The sequence below is a fragment of the Bradyrhizobium sp. genome (genome assembly GCF_035570375.1).
GTDB lineage: Bacteria > Pseudomonadota > Alphaproteobacteria > Rhizobiales > Xanthobacteraceae > Bradyrhizobium.
In genome coordinates this window covers 1-15866 of sequence record NZ_DATMLW010000161.1, presented here as the reverse complement: position 1 = coordinate 15866, position 15866 = coordinate 1, and the positions used below count along the sequence as shown (strand labels likewise).

At 61.5% G+C, this 15866-nt stretch carries 15 protein-coding genes; 2 read left to right on the top strand and 13 right to left on the bottom strand.

Going from position 1 to position 15866, the window contains the following annotated elements:
• Nucleotides 1-70 precede the first annotated feature (70 nt).
• Genes VNX23_RS17785 through VNX23_RS17775 form a run of 3 tightly spaced genes read right to left on the bottom strand, consistent with a single transcriptional unit; the run spans nt 71 to nt 3182 of the window.
• Entirely contained in the window at nt 71-1108 is a 1038-nt protein-coding gene (locus tag VNX23_RS17785; protein ID WP_325632144.1) for an SGNH/GDSL hydrolase family protein, read from the bottom strand.
• A gap of 23 nt (nt 1109-1131) precedes the next feature.
• Nucleotides 1132-1917, bottom strand: coding sequence for an SGNH/GDSL hydrolase family protein (locus VNX23_RS17780; protein WP_325632118.1), 786 nt, complete (start codon nt 1915-1917; stop codon nt 1132-1134).
• Nucleotides 1914-3182, bottom strand: a complete 1269-nt coding sequence (locus tag VNX23_RS17775; RefSeq protein WP_325632117.1) for an OpgC domain-containing protein — start codon at nt 3180-3182, stop codon at nt 1914-1916. The genes VNX23_RS17780 and VNX23_RS17775 overlap by 4 nt, the downstream gene beginning before the upstream one ends.
• Nucleotides 3183-3415: 233 nt before the next feature.
• Between VNX23_RS17775 and apaG the strand changes: the two genes are divergently transcribed.
• Nucleotides 3416-3808, top strand: coding sequence for a Co2+/Mg2+ efflux protein ApaG (gene apaG / locus VNX23_RS17770; protein WP_325632115.1), 393 nt, complete (start codon nt 3416-3418; stop codon nt 3806-3808).
• Between the two features lie 714 nt (nt 3809-4522).
• On the opposite strand, the gene VNX23_RS17765 is transcribed toward apaG, so the two are convergent.
• The 3 genes from VNX23_RS17765 to VNX23_RS17755 form a co-directional block, all read right to left on the bottom strand.
• Nucleotides 4523-5572 carry an Hsp33 family molecular chaperone gene (locus VNX23_RS17765; RefSeq protein ID WP_325632114.1) on the bottom strand — a complete coding sequence of 350 codons (1050 nt, stop codon included), beginning with the start codon at nt 5570-5572 and terminating at the stop codon, nt 4523-4525.
• Between the two features lie 439 nt (nt 5573-6011).
• The gene (argF, locus tag VNX23_RS17760; RefSeq protein WP_325632112.1) at nt 6012-6950 is read right to left on the bottom strand and encodes an ornithine carbamoyltransferase; all 939 of its coding nucleotides are present in this window, start codon (nt 6948-6950) and stop codon (nt 6012-6014) included.
• Nucleotides 6947-8158, bottom strand: coding sequence for an aspartate aminotransferase family protein (locus VNX23_RS17755; protein WP_325632110.1), 1212 nt, complete (start codon nt 8156-8158; stop codon nt 6947-6949). The genes argF and VNX23_RS17755 overlap by 4 nt, the downstream gene beginning before the upstream one ends.
• A 614-nt stretch (nt 8159-8772) precedes the next feature.
• Here VNX23_RS17755 and VNX23_RS17750 point away from each other — a divergent pair.
• A complete protein-coding gene (locus VNX23_RS17750) occupies nt 8773-9282 on the top strand; it encodes a GcrA family cell cycle regulator (RefSeq protein ID WP_325632108.1) in 510 nt (169 codons plus the stop codon).
• A 139-nt stretch (nt 9283-9421) separates the two neighbouring features.
• On the opposite strand, the gene VNX23_RS17745 is transcribed toward VNX23_RS17750, so the two are convergent.
• The 7 genes from VNX23_RS17745 to pstS form a co-directional block, all read right to left on the bottom strand.
• Nucleotides 9422-10264: an imm11 family protein gene (locus tag VNX23_RS17745; RefSeq protein WP_325632106.1), complete on the bottom strand. Its 843-nt coding sequence runs from the start codon at nt 10262-10264 to the stop codon at nt 9422-9424.
• Between the two features lie 115 nt (nt 10265-10379).
• Nucleotides 10380-11081 (bottom strand): phosphate regulon transcriptional regulator PhoB, encoded by a 702-nt coding sequence (phoB, locus tag VNX23_RS17740; RefSeq protein ID WP_325632104.1) that lies wholly within the window; start codon nt 11079-11081, stop codon nt 10380-10382.
• A 13-nt stretch (nt 11082-11094) separates the two neighbouring features.
• The gene (gene phoU / locus VNX23_RS17735) at nt 11095-11811 is read right to left on the bottom strand and encodes a phosphate signaling complex protein PhoU (RefSeq protein WP_325632103.1); all 717 of its coding nucleotides are present in this window, start codon (nt 11809-11811) and stop codon (nt 11095-11097) included.
• Between the two features lie 10 nt (nt 11812-11821).
• Nucleotides 11822-12658: a phosphate ABC transporter ATP-binding protein PstB gene (pstB, locus tag VNX23_RS17730; protein WP_414643028.1), complete on the bottom strand. Its 837-nt coding sequence runs from the start codon at nt 12656-12658 to the stop codon at nt 11822-11824.
• Nucleotides 12655-13500 (bottom strand): phosphate ABC transporter permease PstA, encoded by an 846-nt coding sequence (pstA, locus tag VNX23_RS17725; RefSeq protein WP_325632101.1) that lies wholly within the window; start codon nt 13498-13500, stop codon nt 12655-12657. The genes pstB and pstA overlap by 4 nt, the downstream gene beginning before the upstream one ends.
• 1 nt (nt 13501) lies before the next feature.
• A complete protein-coding gene (pstC, locus tag VNX23_RS17720; protein ID WP_325632140.1) occupies nt 13502-14491 on the bottom strand; it encodes a phosphate ABC transporter permease subunit PstC in 990 nt (329 codons plus the stop codon).
• A gap of 216 nt (nt 14492-14707) precedes the next feature.
• Entirely contained in the window at nt 14708-15730 is a 1023-nt protein-coding gene (gene pstS, locus VNX23_RS17715) for a phosphate ABC transporter substrate-binding protein PstS (RefSeq protein ID WP_414643027.1), read from the bottom strand.
• Nucleotides 15731-15866: the final 136 nt, after the last annotated feature.

The window sequence follows — 15866 nt, the reverse complement described above, 5'->3', positions numbered from 1 at the left end:
CGACTGTCACCCCGCCCCGCCGCTCCTTGCAGTCGCGTCGACCCTCCCCCTCCAGGGGAGGGTAAGAACCTTACATCGGCCGGTAACTCTGCACGTTGGACGGCACGTTGACGCCGAGCTTGATCTGGCCGACCGATCTGATGATGTCGTCGCCAAGCAACTGGGCAAAGCAGGCATAACCCCAATCGTTCATGTGCAAGCCGTCGGCAATGACGAAACTGTCGATCGGCAACGCCTGCTTTTCATGCCATTGGCGCATCACCTCGAAGCGCGGGAAAACGCCGACATGGCGAAGCTGGGCGACCTTGCCGAGCAGCTTGATCATGCGGCTTGCGCTTTCCTGATGTTCGGTGACTTTCGGCGAGTATTGCGGATCGACCAGCACGAGGTCGGCGCCCGCCGCCTGGATGCGCGCGACGCCCTCCTGCACCAATTGTGCGGTTTCGTCGGGATCGAGATTTCGCAGCACCGCGTTGGTGCCGACCTGCCAGATCACGAGATCGGGCTTCATGTCGATCACTTCGCTCTGCAGCCGCTTTATCATTTCGGGCGCGTCCTCGCCGCCGCGGCCGCGATTGATGACCGTGATGTCGGCGCCCGGATATTGCCGGTGAAGCTGCGCCGCTAGGCGATTGGGATAGGTGAATTCGGGTGAGGACGTGCCGAAGCCGGCGGTGGAGGACGATCCGAACGCAACGATCACGACGGGCTCGCCTGCCGCGAGCTTGCCCGCGACATGCGGCAGCGGTCCGAACGACTTGATGCTGCCCTTCGGCGGCAGGCACGGGACGCGGCCGAAAACGTCGCTCGCCGATTTGGCGACCTGCTTCACCTTGTCGATCGCCTGATCGGTGAGGCTCTTTTGCGGCGGCGGATTGGCCTGATCGGCGGCCGCGACGCTGCCCTGTTCGGTCTTGCCGGTCGAAGGCGCTGCCGGACCGGTGTTCTCGGCTTTGGCGCTTTCGGATTTGGATGTCTCGGATAGCGCGGCCTGTTGAGCAGCTTGCGCGTACGCAGGTTCAACTGCGGCCGCCGTCAACAGCGCAAGCGCCGCAATCGCGGGCCCGGCCAGCGATGGTGTCAGGCAAAAAGGGCGGAGAAAACTCAAACGTTTCATAAAAAAGTGGATCCTCAATTCTGCTGGGCGGGGTTGAGATGGGCCGCTTCCATCACGAATTGCGACAGCGCCTGGCCGAGGCAATTGTGGACGCGCTTTGCAAGCTCATTGCCGTGAAATGTGCTGAAAAGATCGAATTCTCCGGATTCCGCCCAATGCCGCATGATAGCGAAGCGGTCGAACAGCGGAACCTCGTGCTGCTGTGCCACCACGCGCATATTATCTAGGTAGGGAGGCACGGAAATCATCGTCTCCGTGCGCGGGCTATATTGCGGATTCATTAAAATCACGTCCGCCCCGGCCTCTTGCAGCGCAACAACGCCCTCGTCGACCGCGGCGCGAAAATCTTCCGGGTCGACCGACCGCACGGCATCGACCGTGCCGGTCTGCCATACCACCAAAGTGGGCTTTTTACCTTCCATTAACTTCGCGAGGCCGGAGGCGATTTCTTCGGCGCTTTTCTTGGCCTGGATTTCGACGGATACGTTGACCGCAATCGACGGCAGTTTCTCCTTCAGCGCGACCTGCAACCGGGCAGGATAGGCGCTTACCTCCGAAGAATTCACGGTCGGGTTGATGGTCGAGGAACGGCTGCCAATAACCAGGATGTCCAGTGGCCGCCCGTTTTTTACGGCGTCCTCGACCTTGGGAAGGCCGCTTTCGCTGGCGAGCAGATTGTCCGGAACCAAGCAACTCTCTACCGCCGGAGGCGCTGGCGTATCCTCGGCGTGCGCGGGCAGCGCGGCCGGAACGACGGCCAGCACAAACAAGCCCAGGACGAGCCCGGAGACGGACTTCATACCCCCCCTCCCGCCATATCGGCGTTGCCGATGGTGCCCTTGGTTTTGGATCCACTCTTGTCGGCATACTGCTTGTACCACGAAAGCAGCCATGCGGCGCCCGACATGATCAGGATTCCGCAAATACTGATAACGAAATGCAACCCGGCACCGCCGGAAAACTCGGCAAGCAGGAAATGTCCGGCAAAGGCCAGGAAAACGCCGAGGCAGAAAATCTCCAGCGAATGCTGTCCGCACAGGATCAGCGGCCGCAGCCAGGGCGACTTCAGCCCCACCCAGTCCTTGGGCAGGAAGCGGACCGTCACGGCAGCCAGCGCCAGAAAATGGGCGAAGCGGAGCACGTCGAGATCGGTCTTGCTGATCGGATACATCCACTGCTCGAGCCGGCGCGGAATCACATGACCGAGCTGCGGGAAATACCAGGTCAGGGTGACAAAGAACGCGAACAAGAGGTAGGCAACCGAAATCCATAAGGTGATCGGCGAGGAAAGTATCCGTGACATGCGCTGCGCCCCGCCTTGCGCGCACCACGCGCCGAACACGAACAACAATTGCCAGGCGAAGGGATTGAAGGCCCAGAAGCCGTTCGGATAGGACGACAGATAGAGATCGAATTCCCAGGTCGCGGCGTAAAGGGCGACCGAGAGCGCCAGCGTCAGGTCTGCGCTCCGCCGCATCAGCACCAGGATCAGCGGCAGGAAGAGCATCAGCACGATATAGAGCGGCAGCACGTCCATGTTCACGGGACGGAATCTCAACAGCAGGGCCTGGACGATGGTGACATCCGGCTCCTTGAGAAAATCCATGATGCCCATTTCTTCCGTGTACAGCGGGTTCTCGAACCTGGTCGCGACGTAGGAAATTTCGGCGAGGAAGATCGTGAACAGGAACACGTGCGCGACATAGATCTGCCAGACCCGCCTCAGGATGCGCGCGGTCGCGACCACGACGCCGGCATCCCGCATCGCGCGACCGTAGACGAAGGCGGCCGTGTAGCCCGAGATGAAGATGAATATTTCGGTGGCATCGCTGAATCCGTAGTTGCGGATCGTGAACCAGGTCAGAATGTTGGGCGGCAGGTGATCGATGAAGATCAGCCATAGTGCTAACCCACGGAACAGATCGAGCCGAAGCTCGCGCTCGCCGGCAACGGGCACCGCGATCGCCGGGGCCGAGACGGCCGGCGCGGATGCCGCGTTGCGCGCAACCGCTTCCGTTTCGGCCGCAAGCGATGGTGCCGCGATTTGATCAGCTACTGACGTCATCTGTCACCGGTCCTGAAAGCAAGCAGCCGGGAAACCCTCCATGGCATGTGGATTGTATAGGCCCCTGAACTGCAGGCAAGTTGCGCCACTTTCCAAAGCCGCGAGCTTAAGTCGCAACTGTGGTGAAAGCGCGGTTTGGAACCATTGGAGGGTAAATGTCCACATAGGCTTAAGCGATTGGTTATGCCGGGATTATTGGATATGATGCCGCACGGTTTCGAAAGATTGCTTCCATGTACCGCGCCGTCACCCGCCAGATCGAGGTCACCGTCGAGCCGAATTTCATGCCGGAACGCTCGTCGAGCGAAAACCGGCAATATTTCTGGTCCTACACCATCGTCATCACCAATTCCGGCAGCGAGACCGTGCAACTGCGCACGCGGCACTGGATCATCACCGATGCCACCGGGCGCAAGCAGGAAGTACGAGGCGAAGGCGTCGTCGGCGAGCAACCGGTGCTGGCGCCGGGCGAGCGCTTCGAATACACGAGCGGCGTGCCGCTGCCGACCGCGTCGGGTTTCATGACCGGACGTTATCAAATGGTCAGCGAAAGTGGCGAGAAGTTCGAGATCGACGTGCCGACGTTTTCGCTCGACAGCCCCGAGGCCAAGCGGGTGTTGAATTAAAGGCGAGGCCTTCATCGCATTTCCAGTTAGGTGCGAGGTGACCTCCCTCCCCCTTGTGGGGAGGGTCGGCGAGCAACGCGAGCCGGGGTGGGGGGTACCCAATGATGAACAAACGCGTTCACCCCCACCCGGCAAGCCGCTCGCTTCGCTCGCGTCATGCCACCCTCCCCACAAGGGGGAGGGATAAGAAGAGCTGTGCTTCACCAAAAAAACACACCTCCGCGATCTCGCCGCGTAATCCGCGCGAGTTTTGCGTCATAATCTCCCGCCTCTCGAATGAAGAGGGCGCAGGGAATGCCGGGCGCGTCAGCGCGCCCGCAGCCTCGCGTGCGAATGAAAAAAGCACGCAAGCATAGTCACCACGGTCACACCGGCTTCGCCCGGCATTCCCCGCGCGAATGGTTTTAACGGCTTATTCCGAGCTCTCCCTGGTGAACCGGGCTTTGTTGCCACCATCATCCCTGAGAAGCGTTAGCTTCTTAAGAACTTGACACCAGCGTCGGGGTGTCAGGACCACACGGCTTCGCCGTACGCTTACAATGCGTTCGTCTTGCGCATCGAAAGCATCCATCGCATCCCGCGCTCAACGTCCGTGACGATCGCGAAACGCCCCTCTTTGCAGAGCGCGGGACGTCGCGATTCGTGAAGTGTTTCGGGGGCACTCGGCAAGCATGGCCGCCTGCGACAGATTGGCACGACGGGCAAATCGGTGGATCAAAGACACCATCGAGAAGCTCGGCGCGCATTAGCCGCGGGAAGATCCTCTTCCACGCCCGCTTCATGCGGGGTGAACTGATAGACCGACGAGCAGAACTCGCAGGTCACCACGACTTTCCCATCCTTCACCATTTCGGCGCGGTCATCCGGTGCAAAGCTCTTGAGCATCGAGGACACCGCTTCGCGCGAACACGAGCATTGCGCGCGCAAGGGAAGCGGGCGAAACACCCGAACGCCGCGCTCGTGAAACAGCCGATACAACAAACGCTCGCCGGACAGATCGGGGTCGATCAGCTCGACATCCTCAACGGTTGCGATCAGGGATTGCCCTTCGACCCACGCATCGTCTTCCTCGACGGTATGGGCGACCGTGCCTTCCGGCGCGTCGCCCGGATGCAGATCGGCCTGCCGTGCCCGCTCCGCCGACTTCGGCAAAAATTGCAGCAACATGCCGCCGGCACGCCAGCGATGTTGCACCCCGCCCTCGCCGCCGCGCCATTCCTCGCCGACCGCGAGCCGCACCCGCGTCGGAATCTGTTCGGAGCGCAGGAAATATTCGTGAGCGGCGTCCTCGAGGCTGCCGCCATCGAGCGCCACCAGGCCCTGATAACGGCTCATGTCCGAACCCTGATCGATGGTCATCGCAAGGTGACCCTTGCCAAGCAGCGCGCCGGAATCCTGACCCTCCCTCAGCCGCTGCTTGTCGAAACGCGCATAGGCGCGCAGGCGATCCGGCGCGCGGAAGTCGACGATCAGAAGCGACACCGGGCCGTCGGTCTGGGTCTGCAGGATGAAGCGGCCATCGAATTTCAACGACGAGCCGAGCAGGGTCGTGAGCACGATCGCCTCCGCCAACAGCTTGCCGACGGCAGGTGGATAATCGTGTTTGGCCAGAACGTCGTCGAGACCCGGACCCATCCGCGTCAAGCGGCCGCGCAAATCGAGTTCGGCGATTTCGAACGGCAGCACGGCGTCGTCGACCGGAACCGGGGAAGGCGCACGGATCGGGGTTTGCCGGGTTTTCATGTCGGGAAATTGTGAAGTCATGGCGCTCTATCTGGGGTCGGAAGACGCGAAGTGAAAGGGCTGAGCTTTGAGCAAGTAGCCGATGCCACCGCAAGCACTGCATACCCTCTCCCCTAGTGTGGCGGTTCAGAAGTCCGCATCATTACTGCCGCGAACTCATCATGCGGACTTCTGAACCCAAGCCACACTAGAATCAATGAGTTGCCAGTGTCCCTTCGATTCCGAAGTTCGCAATAGAGGTTGCCGCACAATCATGCGAACTTCGGAATCGGGACACTAGCGGGAGAGGGTGGCGAGAATGAGCAAAGCGAAATTCGAGCCGGGTGAGGGAATCAGGGACTATCGACAGAGCAGAACCCCTCACCCGGTTTCTCACTTCGTTCGAAACCACCCTCTCCCGCAAGGGGAGAGGGTACAAAGTGCGCGTGTTCACGACTTCGTACCGACGATTTTGCCGGCTTTACCCCACGGCCTCGAAACACCAGGCCAGAATGCCCTTCTGCACATGCAGTCGATTTTCGGCCTCGTCGAACACCACCGATTGCGGACCATCAATGACTTCATCGGTGACTTCGTCGCCGCGATGCGCCGGCAGGCAGTGCATGAACAGCGCATCGGGTTTGGCAAGCGACATCAGCCTGGCGTTGACCTGATAGGGCCTCAACAGATTGTGGCGGTGCTCGCCATCCTTGTCGCCCATCGAGAACCAGGTGTCGGTGACGACGCAATCGGCGCCGCGCACGGCGGCTTCCGGATCGCTGCCGAGCACGATCGGCGCCTGCGTTGCCTTGATCCAGTCCCGCATCGCCTTGTTGGGTGCAAGCTGCGGCGGTGTTGCGATGTTCAATTTGAAGGAGAACCGCTCCGCCGCATGAGCCCACGAGGCCAATACATTGTTGTCGTCGCCGCTCCAGGCCACCGTGCGGCCCTCGATGGATCCTCGATGTTCCTCGAATGTCATCAGATCGGCCATCACCTGGCAGGGATGGGAGCGCCGCGTCAGGCCGTTGATGACGGGCACGGTCGCATGCGCGGCAAGTTCCAGCAGCGCGTCATGGTTGAGAATGCGGATCATGATGGCGTCGACATAACGCGACAGCACGCGCGCGGTGTCGGCGATGGTCTCGCCGCGGCCGAGCTGCATTTCCGCCCCCGTCAGCATGATCGATTCACCGCCGAGCTGGCTCATGCCGACGTCGAACGAGACCCTCGTCCGGGTCGAGGGCTTTTCGAAGATCATCGCGAGCGTCTTGCCCTGAAGCGGCCGGTCCGGCTTCTCGCCCTGGTTCTTCGCGGCCTTGAGTCTCGCCTTCATGGCCACGCTCGCGGCGAGCATGTTGCGCAGCTCCTTGGTCGGGATCTCGTTGAGATCGAGAAAATGACGCAGTGCCTTGCTCATTGTCCGGCCGCCCGTTTCAACTTGTCGCCGGAAAGCACCGTACAGGCGCGATCAAGCCGCTGCACGGCCTCCTCGATCTCGGCCTCGGTCACGATCAGCGGCGGCAACAGCCGCACCACGTTTTCGCCGGCGCCGACCGTGAGCAGGTGCTGCTCGCGCAGCGCCGTCACCAGATCGCCCGACGGCACCACCGCCTTCACGCCGATCAACAAGCCCTCGCCGCGGACTTCCGCCAGCACGAGCGGATGGCGGTCGACCACCGAGGCGAGCTTCTGTTTGAGCAGCAGCGACATCTTCTGCACGTGCTCGAAGAAACCGGGCTTGAGCATCACGTCCAGTACGGCATTGGCGGCCGCGACCGCGAGCGGGTTGCCGCCGAAGGTCGAGCCGTGCGTACCCGGCGTCATGCCGGCTGCCGCGTCCGCAGTCGCCAGGCACGCTCCGATCGGAAAACCGCCGCCGAGCGCTTTCGCAAGCGGCATCACGTCGGGGGTGACGCCGAGCCGCTTGTAGGCAAAGAGTTCGCCGGTGCGGCCCATCCCGGTCTGCACCTCATCGAAGATCAGAAGCAGGTCGTTGTCGTCGCAGAGCTGACGCAGCGCCTTGTAGAAGGCGTGAGGGGCCGCGCGCACGCCGCCCTCCCCCTGCAGCGGCTCGATCAGGATGCCGGCCGTCTGCGGACCGATCGCCTTCCTGACCGCGTCGAGATCGCCGAGCGCCACCTGATCGAAACCGTCCATCGGCGGGCCAAAACCTTCGAGATATTTGGTCGAGCCGGTTGCCGCGAGGGTTGCGAGCGTGCGTCCGTGGAACGCGCCCTCGAAGGTGACGATCCGGTAGCGCTCGGGCTGACCCTTGGCGGCGTGATATTTGCGCGTGATCTTGATCGCGCATTCCATCGCCTCGGCGCCGGAATTGGCGAAGAAGGCAAAGTCGGCGAAGCTTGCCCCGCACAGTCGCGCCGCCAGCCGCTCGCCGTCCGGGCTCTTGAACAGGTTCGACATGTGCCAGAGCCTGGTGGCCTGATCCTGCAAGGATGCGACCAGGTGCGGATGGCAGTGGCCGAGCGCATTGACCGCAACGCCGGAGGTGAAATCGAGATAGCGTTCGCCATTGGTGGCGACCAGCCACGCGCCTTCGCCGCGCTCGAAACCGAGATCCACCCTGGCAAATACCGGAAGCAGATGCGACGTCGCATTCTTGGTCATGGCAACCACCAGTGCCTCTTGTTCGAAGTTCGTGATCACATCACGGCCAGCCCCTTGCACGAACTTCGGAAAGCAAGGGGCGAGAGGCAAACCAGGTCCGACCTGCCGCTTTCGGTTTGAACTTCCTGAAAGCAAATCCCGCGGCAACCACTGCAGGAAATTCAAATCGGCAGCACTGGAGGATCAGAACCGGCCGTGGTGCGCGGCCCAAGGCGCGGTCGGAAAACGAAACGTGCCGCCTTTTCGGGGCGGCACGTGAGGGGCATTCTAAGCGCGCGGCGAAGGGTGTCAACCGGTCGGCAGATGACGAGAACGTTAACATTTGTTGGTGCTGAAGAATCGCATTTGCAGGGGTTAACCGACGGAACATGTGGACGCCACTCGTGCGAACTCTTGCGCCGGAGTCACGCCATATTGTAGCCTCTAAAACGTCGGGTACGACATCTCGTGCGGTAGTACCGTCCCATCTGGTCGCAGCTGTTCGGCGTAGACGTTCGGGCGCGCTTTTCGCGTTCGGCGAGGGCTAAGGGATTCTGCCGGAAGGGATTTTTGAGACGATTAGCATCGCAGCGCTGTCCCGAAACCGGCCAGCGCGACGCAGGGGGAAGAGTGCGATGACGGTATTGACCTGGTCTGACGATCGCGTCGAGCAACTGAAAAAACTCTGGGAAGCCGGCCTGTCGGCTAGTCAAATCGCCGCCGAACTCGGAAATGTGACCCGAAATGCAGTGATCGGCAAAGTGCACCGGCTGGGCCTTTCCGGTCGCGCCAAGACCCCGTCTTCGGCCGCACCGCGCCAGCGCAAGGCCCGCCCCGCTCAGCACATGATGCGGGTATCGCGCCCGGTCTCCCGCGGCAACACCGCGCTCGCCCACGCCTTCGAGGTCGAGCTGGAGCCGGATCCGATCGCCTATGACAATGTGGTGCCGCTGAGCCAGCGCCTGTCGCTTCTGGAACTGAGCGAAGCCACCTGTCACTGGCCGATCGGCGATCCCTCCAGTCCGGAATTCTTCTTCTGCGGCGGCAAGGCGCTGCCCAGCCTGCCCTATTGCGCACACCATTCGCGCATCGCCTATCAGCCGGCGGGCGATCGCCGTCGCCACTCGCCGAAGACGACGAGGTAGTTATTATTTCGTGTCCCGGACGCGATGCGGCGCGCAGCGCTGCCTCGCAGAGCCGGGACCTGTTCGCTAACCAATGTTGGGTGTATGGAGGGATCAGCAGCGCAGGCGCTTGCTTCCCACAGCCAGGGCTCCACGAGCCTCAGATTCGCTCAAGACGATGTACCGAAAAAAAACGGTAATTTCTGTCGTACTGCCCTATTGCACGAACTGTGTCGCCAACATTCAGCGATCCCCCAAATGCCTCCAATACCGTGCCGTGGAACAAGGCTTCTTTGCGTCGCCCCAGTCTAACTGTCCCTGAATTCGGATGTCGAGGTAGCGCGGTTATTGTGCCGATCTCGTCGAATTCAGGGTGAAAGACTTCGTGAAACCAGATTCCTTTCAGGCCCGCCGCCTTCCAAGCATCCCTCAGGCTCTGATCGCAGATCACCGGTCCGAAATATGCCACATGAAAGATGTGCGCCGCCCCCACGACATCCTCTTTGAAGACTAAAGAGGCGTCCATCTTGAAGGAGTATTTTCTGCCCTCCGAGTCGTGCCTAATTTCAAATCGTCGTGACGCTTGCTCGTCCAAGGCGTCGAGTTCTCGAACGACATCACACAGAAAGTAATCGGGCCCGGATTCGCCGTTCGTAAAGCGCGTTTCACATTTGAAGAATGCAAAGCCCCTGGAATCGAGCGTCTCAAAAAGTTGCTTTGCCCGATCAGAAATCAACCAATATCCAGCACAGTCTTCCAAGTCCCGTGGCGGCCGGTGGCTCTTCCTGTCAAACAACACACGTGGCGGTTCAGGATAATCTGGAAAGGCGCGCCGGCCCTGCCTTGGCGACATTGATATTAACCCTGGCCAATAAAGTTTGACCGCGTTTTCGATCTCGTATGGAGGTGCGCCGCCCGTCCGATAGTCAGGTCCCAAACGATAGAATTTCCGCGTCTTTGGTTTGCGAACTCGCTTCACGCGACTGACCGCTTTGTCCGACATTGTTGACCCACCTTGACCCGCCGACGCGATCCGGACTCTCGTGAAGAGGCCTTGGTACGTCCACCCATGGCGAGGTTCGCTGGAGAAGGCTAGGAAGCCCGCCGCCGCAGGCTTACTATTCCGCCTTGGCAAAGCGGTCGTCGAGCGCGTAACCGGCGCCGCGCACGGTGCGGATCGGATCCTGCTCGCGGCCGGGGTTGAGCAGCTTGCGCAAGCGCCCGATATGCACGTCCACGGTACGCTCGTCGATATAGATATCGCGGCCCCAGACGCTGTCGAGCAATTGTTCGCGGCTGAACACGCGCCCAGGATGCTCCAGGAAAAATTCGAGCAGCCGGTATTCGGTCGGTCCGAGATCGATAGGACGGCCGGAGCGGGCGACGCGACGCTTTTCACGATCCAGTTCGATATCGCCATAGGCCAGCACCGTGGCGAGCCGCTCGGGGCTGGCGCGGCGCAACAGGCCTTTCACCCGCGCCAGCAGTTCCGGCACCGAAAACGGCTTGACGATATAATCATCCGCCCCGGTCGCCAGCCCCCTGACCCGCTCGCTCTCCTCGCCGCGCGCGGTGAGCATGATGATCGGCAACTGTTTTGTCTCCGGCCGCGCCCGCAAGCGCCGGCACAACTCGATGCCGGACAGTCCCGGCAGCATCCAGTCGAGCACGATGAGGTCGGGCAGGCGTTCCTTCAGCCTGGTGTCCGCATCGTCGCCGCGCGCGACCGTCTCCACTTCGTAGCCTTCGGCCTCGAGGTTGTAGCGCAACAGCGTCGTCAACGCCTCCTCGTCTTCGACCACCAGAATCCGCGCGCTCATGCGTAGTCTTCTCCTAGGTGTTGGGGACGGTCGTGGCAAACGTCGTCATGTCGCCCTTGGGGCGCTTGTCGAGAATTTGCTGGCCTTCGATCATGTAGAAGACGGTCTCGGCGATATTGGTCGCGTGATCGCCGATCCGCTCGATGTTCTTGGCGCAGAACATCAGGTGGATGCAGAAGCTGATGTTGCGCGGGTCTTCCATCATGTAGGTCAGGAGTTCGCGGAACAGCGAGGTACAGATGGCGTCGACTTCCTCGTCGCCCTTCCAGACCGTCATCGCCGCCGGCAGATCGTGCGCGGCATAGGCATCAAGCACGGATTTCACCTGCGACTGCACGAGGTCGGTCATGTGTTCCAGCCCGCGGATCAGCTTCAGCGGCTGGAAATCGCTTTCCAGCGCCGCGACGCGCTTGGCCATGTTCTTGGCGAGATCACCGATCCGCTCGAGGTCGATGGCGACCCGCATCGCGCCGACGATTTCGCGCAAGTCGACCGCCATCGGCTGGCGCCGCGCGATGGTCAGCACGGCGCGTTCCTCGATCACGCGCTGCAGATTGTCGATTTCGACATCGGCCTCGACCACGCGCTTGCCGAGCGCGAGGTCGCGGCGGATCAGGGCATCGACCGACTCCACGATCATGCGTTCGGCAAGACCGCCCATCTCCGCGACCATCCGGGTCAGTTCCTGAAGATCGCTGTCGAATGCCTTGGCGGTATGTTCCGAGCCCATCGAATTCTCCTTAGCCGAACCGGCCGGTGATGTAGTCCTGGGTACGTCGATCGTTCGGCGAGGTGAAGATCTTGTTGGTGTCGTCGAACTCGATGAGTTCGCCGAGGTACATGAACGCCGTCTTGTCCGAGACCCGAGCCGCCTGTTGCATGTTGTGGGTGACGATCGCGATGGTGTAGTTCTCGGCGAGCTCCTGGATCAATTCCTCGACCTTGGCGGTGGAAATCGGATCCAGCGCCGAGCACGGCTCGTCGAACAGGATCACTTCCGGCCGCACCGCCACGGTGCGGGCGATGCAGAGCCTCTGCTGCTGGCCGCCGGACAGCGACAGTCCGCTTGCATTGAGCTTGTCCTTGACCTCGTTCCAGAGCGCGCCGCCGCGCAGCGCCCTCTCGACGCGACCGTCCATCTCCGATTTGGAAATCTTCTCGTAGAGCCGAATGCCGAAGGCGATGTTCTCGTAGATCGTCATCGGAAATGGCGTCGGCTTCTGGAACACCATGCCGACCCGAGCCCGCAACAGGTTGAGATCGAGCCTGGGATCGAGAATATCGGTGTTGTCGAGCAAGAGCTGGCCCGTGGCGCGCTGTCCCGGATAGAGATCGTACATCCGGTTGAAAATCCGCAGCAAGGTCGATTTGCCGCAGCCGGAGGGACCGATGAAGGCGGTGACGCGATTGGTGCCGAGCGTGATGTTGATGTTCTTGAGCGCGTGGTTCTCGCCGTAATAGAAATTGAGAGCGCGCGCGGTGACCTTGGCCGGGGCATCATGGTGACTTGCCGCATGACCGGGCACCGACGGCATCGGCGTGCTTGTAACACTCGCGGATCCGGAGAGATCGTTCATTTTGCGGTCCTCTCGGCGCCAAGTATACGCGCGCCGATGTTGAGAGCGAGTACGGTCAAGGTGATAAGCAACGCCCCGCTCCAGGCGAGCTGTTTCCAGTAGGCGTACGGGCTCTGCACGAAATTGTTGATGGTCACCGGCAGGTTCGCCATCGTCTTGGTGAGGTCGAGGCTGAAGAACTGGTTGGACAGCGCGGTAAACAGCAGGGGCGCGGTCTCGCCGGCCACGCGCGCGGTTGCGAGCAGCACGCCGGTGATCAGGCCGGAGCGCGCGGCGCGGTAGGCGATACGCCTGATGACGAACGAGCGCGGCAGTCCAAGGGCGGAGGCGGCTTCGCGCAGCGGATTGGGCACCAGCAACAACATGTCTTCGGTGGTGCGCAGCACGACCGGGATCACGATCACGGCAAGCGCCAGCGACCCCGCCAGCGCCGAGAACCCGCCCATCGGCACCACGATGGCGCCGTAGATGAACAGGCCGATGATGATCGACGGCGCGCTCAAAAGGATGTCGTTGATAAAGCGGATCACCGGAGTGAGCCGATCGTTCCTGCCATATTCGGCGAGGTATGTTCCGGCGAACAGGCCGAGCGGCGCTCCGATGCCGACGCCGAGCGCCGTCATGATGACAGAGCCCGTGATCGCATTCATCAAGCCGCCTTCGTTCGATCCGGGCGGCGGCGTGTTCTGGGTGAAAAGCTCGAGGTTGAGGCCCTTGATGCCGTTGAAGAACAGCGTGAACAGGATCAGCGCGAGCCAGGTCACGCCGAACAGCGCGGCGCCGAGGCAAAGCGCGCGGATGACGAAATCGTTGCGGCGGCGCGACCTGTAGATCGGGTTCATGTCACTTCCCCGCCTTCTTTTCCAGGCGCAGCAGCATCAAGCGCGCCGCGGAAAGCACCATGAATGTCAGCACGAACAAAAGCAGGCCGAGGAGAATCAATCCCGATTGGTGCAGACCGTCGCTTTCCGCAAACTCGCTGGCGATCGCGGCCGATATCGTGGTGCCCGGGGCGAAGATCGAGGACGAGATGCGGAAGGAGTTGCCGATGATGAAGGTGACCGCCATGGTTTCGCCGAGCGCACGCCCGAGCGCCAGCATGATGCCGCCGATGACGCCGACGCGCGTGTAGGGTATCACCACGTTGCGAACCACTTCCCAGGTGGTGCAGCCGATGCCGTAGGCGGCCTCCTTGAGAACCGGCGGCACCGTCCTGAAGACGTCGACCGAGATCGCGGTGATGAACGGGAGCACCATGATCGCAAGGATCAGCGCCGCGTTGAACAGGCTGAGATAGGACGGCGGGCCCGCGAATACCGCGCCGAGGACGGGGATGCCGTCGAACAGGCGGATCATGAACGGCTGGAACGTATAGGCCAGGAACGGGCCCAGCACAAAGAAGCCCCACATGCCGTAGATGATCGAAGGAATGCCGGCGAGCAGTTCGATGGCGATTCCGATCGGCCGGCGCAGCCATTGCGGGCAAAGCTCGGTGAGAAAGATCGCAATGCCGAGACCGACGGGAATCGCGATCAGCATCGCAATGAAGGAGGTCACCAGCGTGCCGTACATCGGGCCGAGCGCGCCGAGCACCGGCGGATCGGCCGACGGCGCCCAGCGCTGCGACCACAGGAAGGCGATGCCGTAGGCCTTCATCGCCGGAAAGGCGCCGACGATCAGCGAGAGAATGATGCCGCCGAGGATGAGCAGGACCGAGATCGCGCAGGCGCGGGTGATCCAGTAGAATGTGGCGTCACCGAGCTTGAAAGCATTGAGCGCCTTGGCACGATCGAAAGTTCCGGCGGCTTCCATTACCTCGCTTTGAATGGCCATGTCTGCCACGCCGATTTCCCTCTTGTGTCGTTCAGCGCTGCGATCGTCGCTTCTTCCGAAAGCGATCTTCGAACGATTTGGCCGCGTTCCTGCAGCCGTCGTGCCGGGCGCAGGGCTGGAATTCAACCTTATGCCGAAAGGGGCCGCGGTGAATTCCAGACTTGCCTGTCTCGTTTGCCTGTCCGGATTGCAGCCGGCAGGCGGTCGATCCTGCGATCAGCTCTTGATATCCGACGACCAGGTCTTGTCGATCAGCTTGACCACCGGCTCAGGCATCGGAATGTAGTCGAGTTCCTCGGCCATCGTGCCGCCCTTGGCGAAAGCCCATTTGAAGAACTTGATGGCTTCGGCAGATGCGGCCTTATCGGCGGGCTCCTTGTGCATCAGAATGAAGGTCGCGGCGGTGATCGGCCAGGACTGCTCGCCCGGCTGGTCGGTGAGGATCACGTAATAGCCCGGCGCCTTCGCCCAGTCGGCGTTCGAAGCTGCTGCCTGGAATGCAGCCACAGTGGGTTGCACGGTCTTGCCGGCCTTGTTGACCAGCGCCGTGTAAGTCAGCTTGTTCTGCTTGGCATAGGCATATTCGACATAGCCGATCGAATTCCGGGTCTGGCCGATATTGCCCGACACGCCTTCATTGCCCTTGGCGCCGACGCCTGCCGGCCATTCCACCGCGGTGCCGGAGCCGACCTTGGTCTTCCACTCCGGGCTCACCTTGGAGAGATAGTCGGTGAAGTTGAAGGTCGTGCCCGAGCCATCGGAGCGGCGAACCACGGTGATGGCTTCGTTCGGCAGCTTGGCGTTCGGATTGAGCTTCTTGATCGCCGGATCGTCCCACTTGGTGATCTTGCCGAGATAGATGCTGGCGAGCGTTTCGCCATCGAACACCAGTTCACCGGCCTTGATACCCTCGATATTGACGACCGGAACGATGGCGCCCATCACCATCGGCCACTGCACCAGCCCATCCTTCTCGAGCTGTTCGGGCTTGAGCGGCATGTCGGTCGCTCCGAAGGTCACGGTCTTGGCAACGATCTGCTTGATGCCGCCGCCCGAGCCGATCGACTGATAGTTCAGGCCGACGCCGATCTCCTTCTTATAGGCGTCTGCCCATTTGGCGTAGATCGGATACGGGAACGTCGCGCCAGCCCCCGATATGTCGAGCGCAAACGCCGTTGCCGAGGCGGCCGCGAAGGCGCCCGCCACCAAAGCCGTATGTAGCAATTTGGTGAGTTTCACTGATTTGCTCCATCGATTAATCGGAACATGGCGGTGAGCCGCTCGTTGCGTCGGAAACCCTGTTAAGCAGCACGTCGCATACGGCGATGCTCTGGATGCCTCAACCAGTCTCCAATGTGCCGGGTTTTCATGCGGG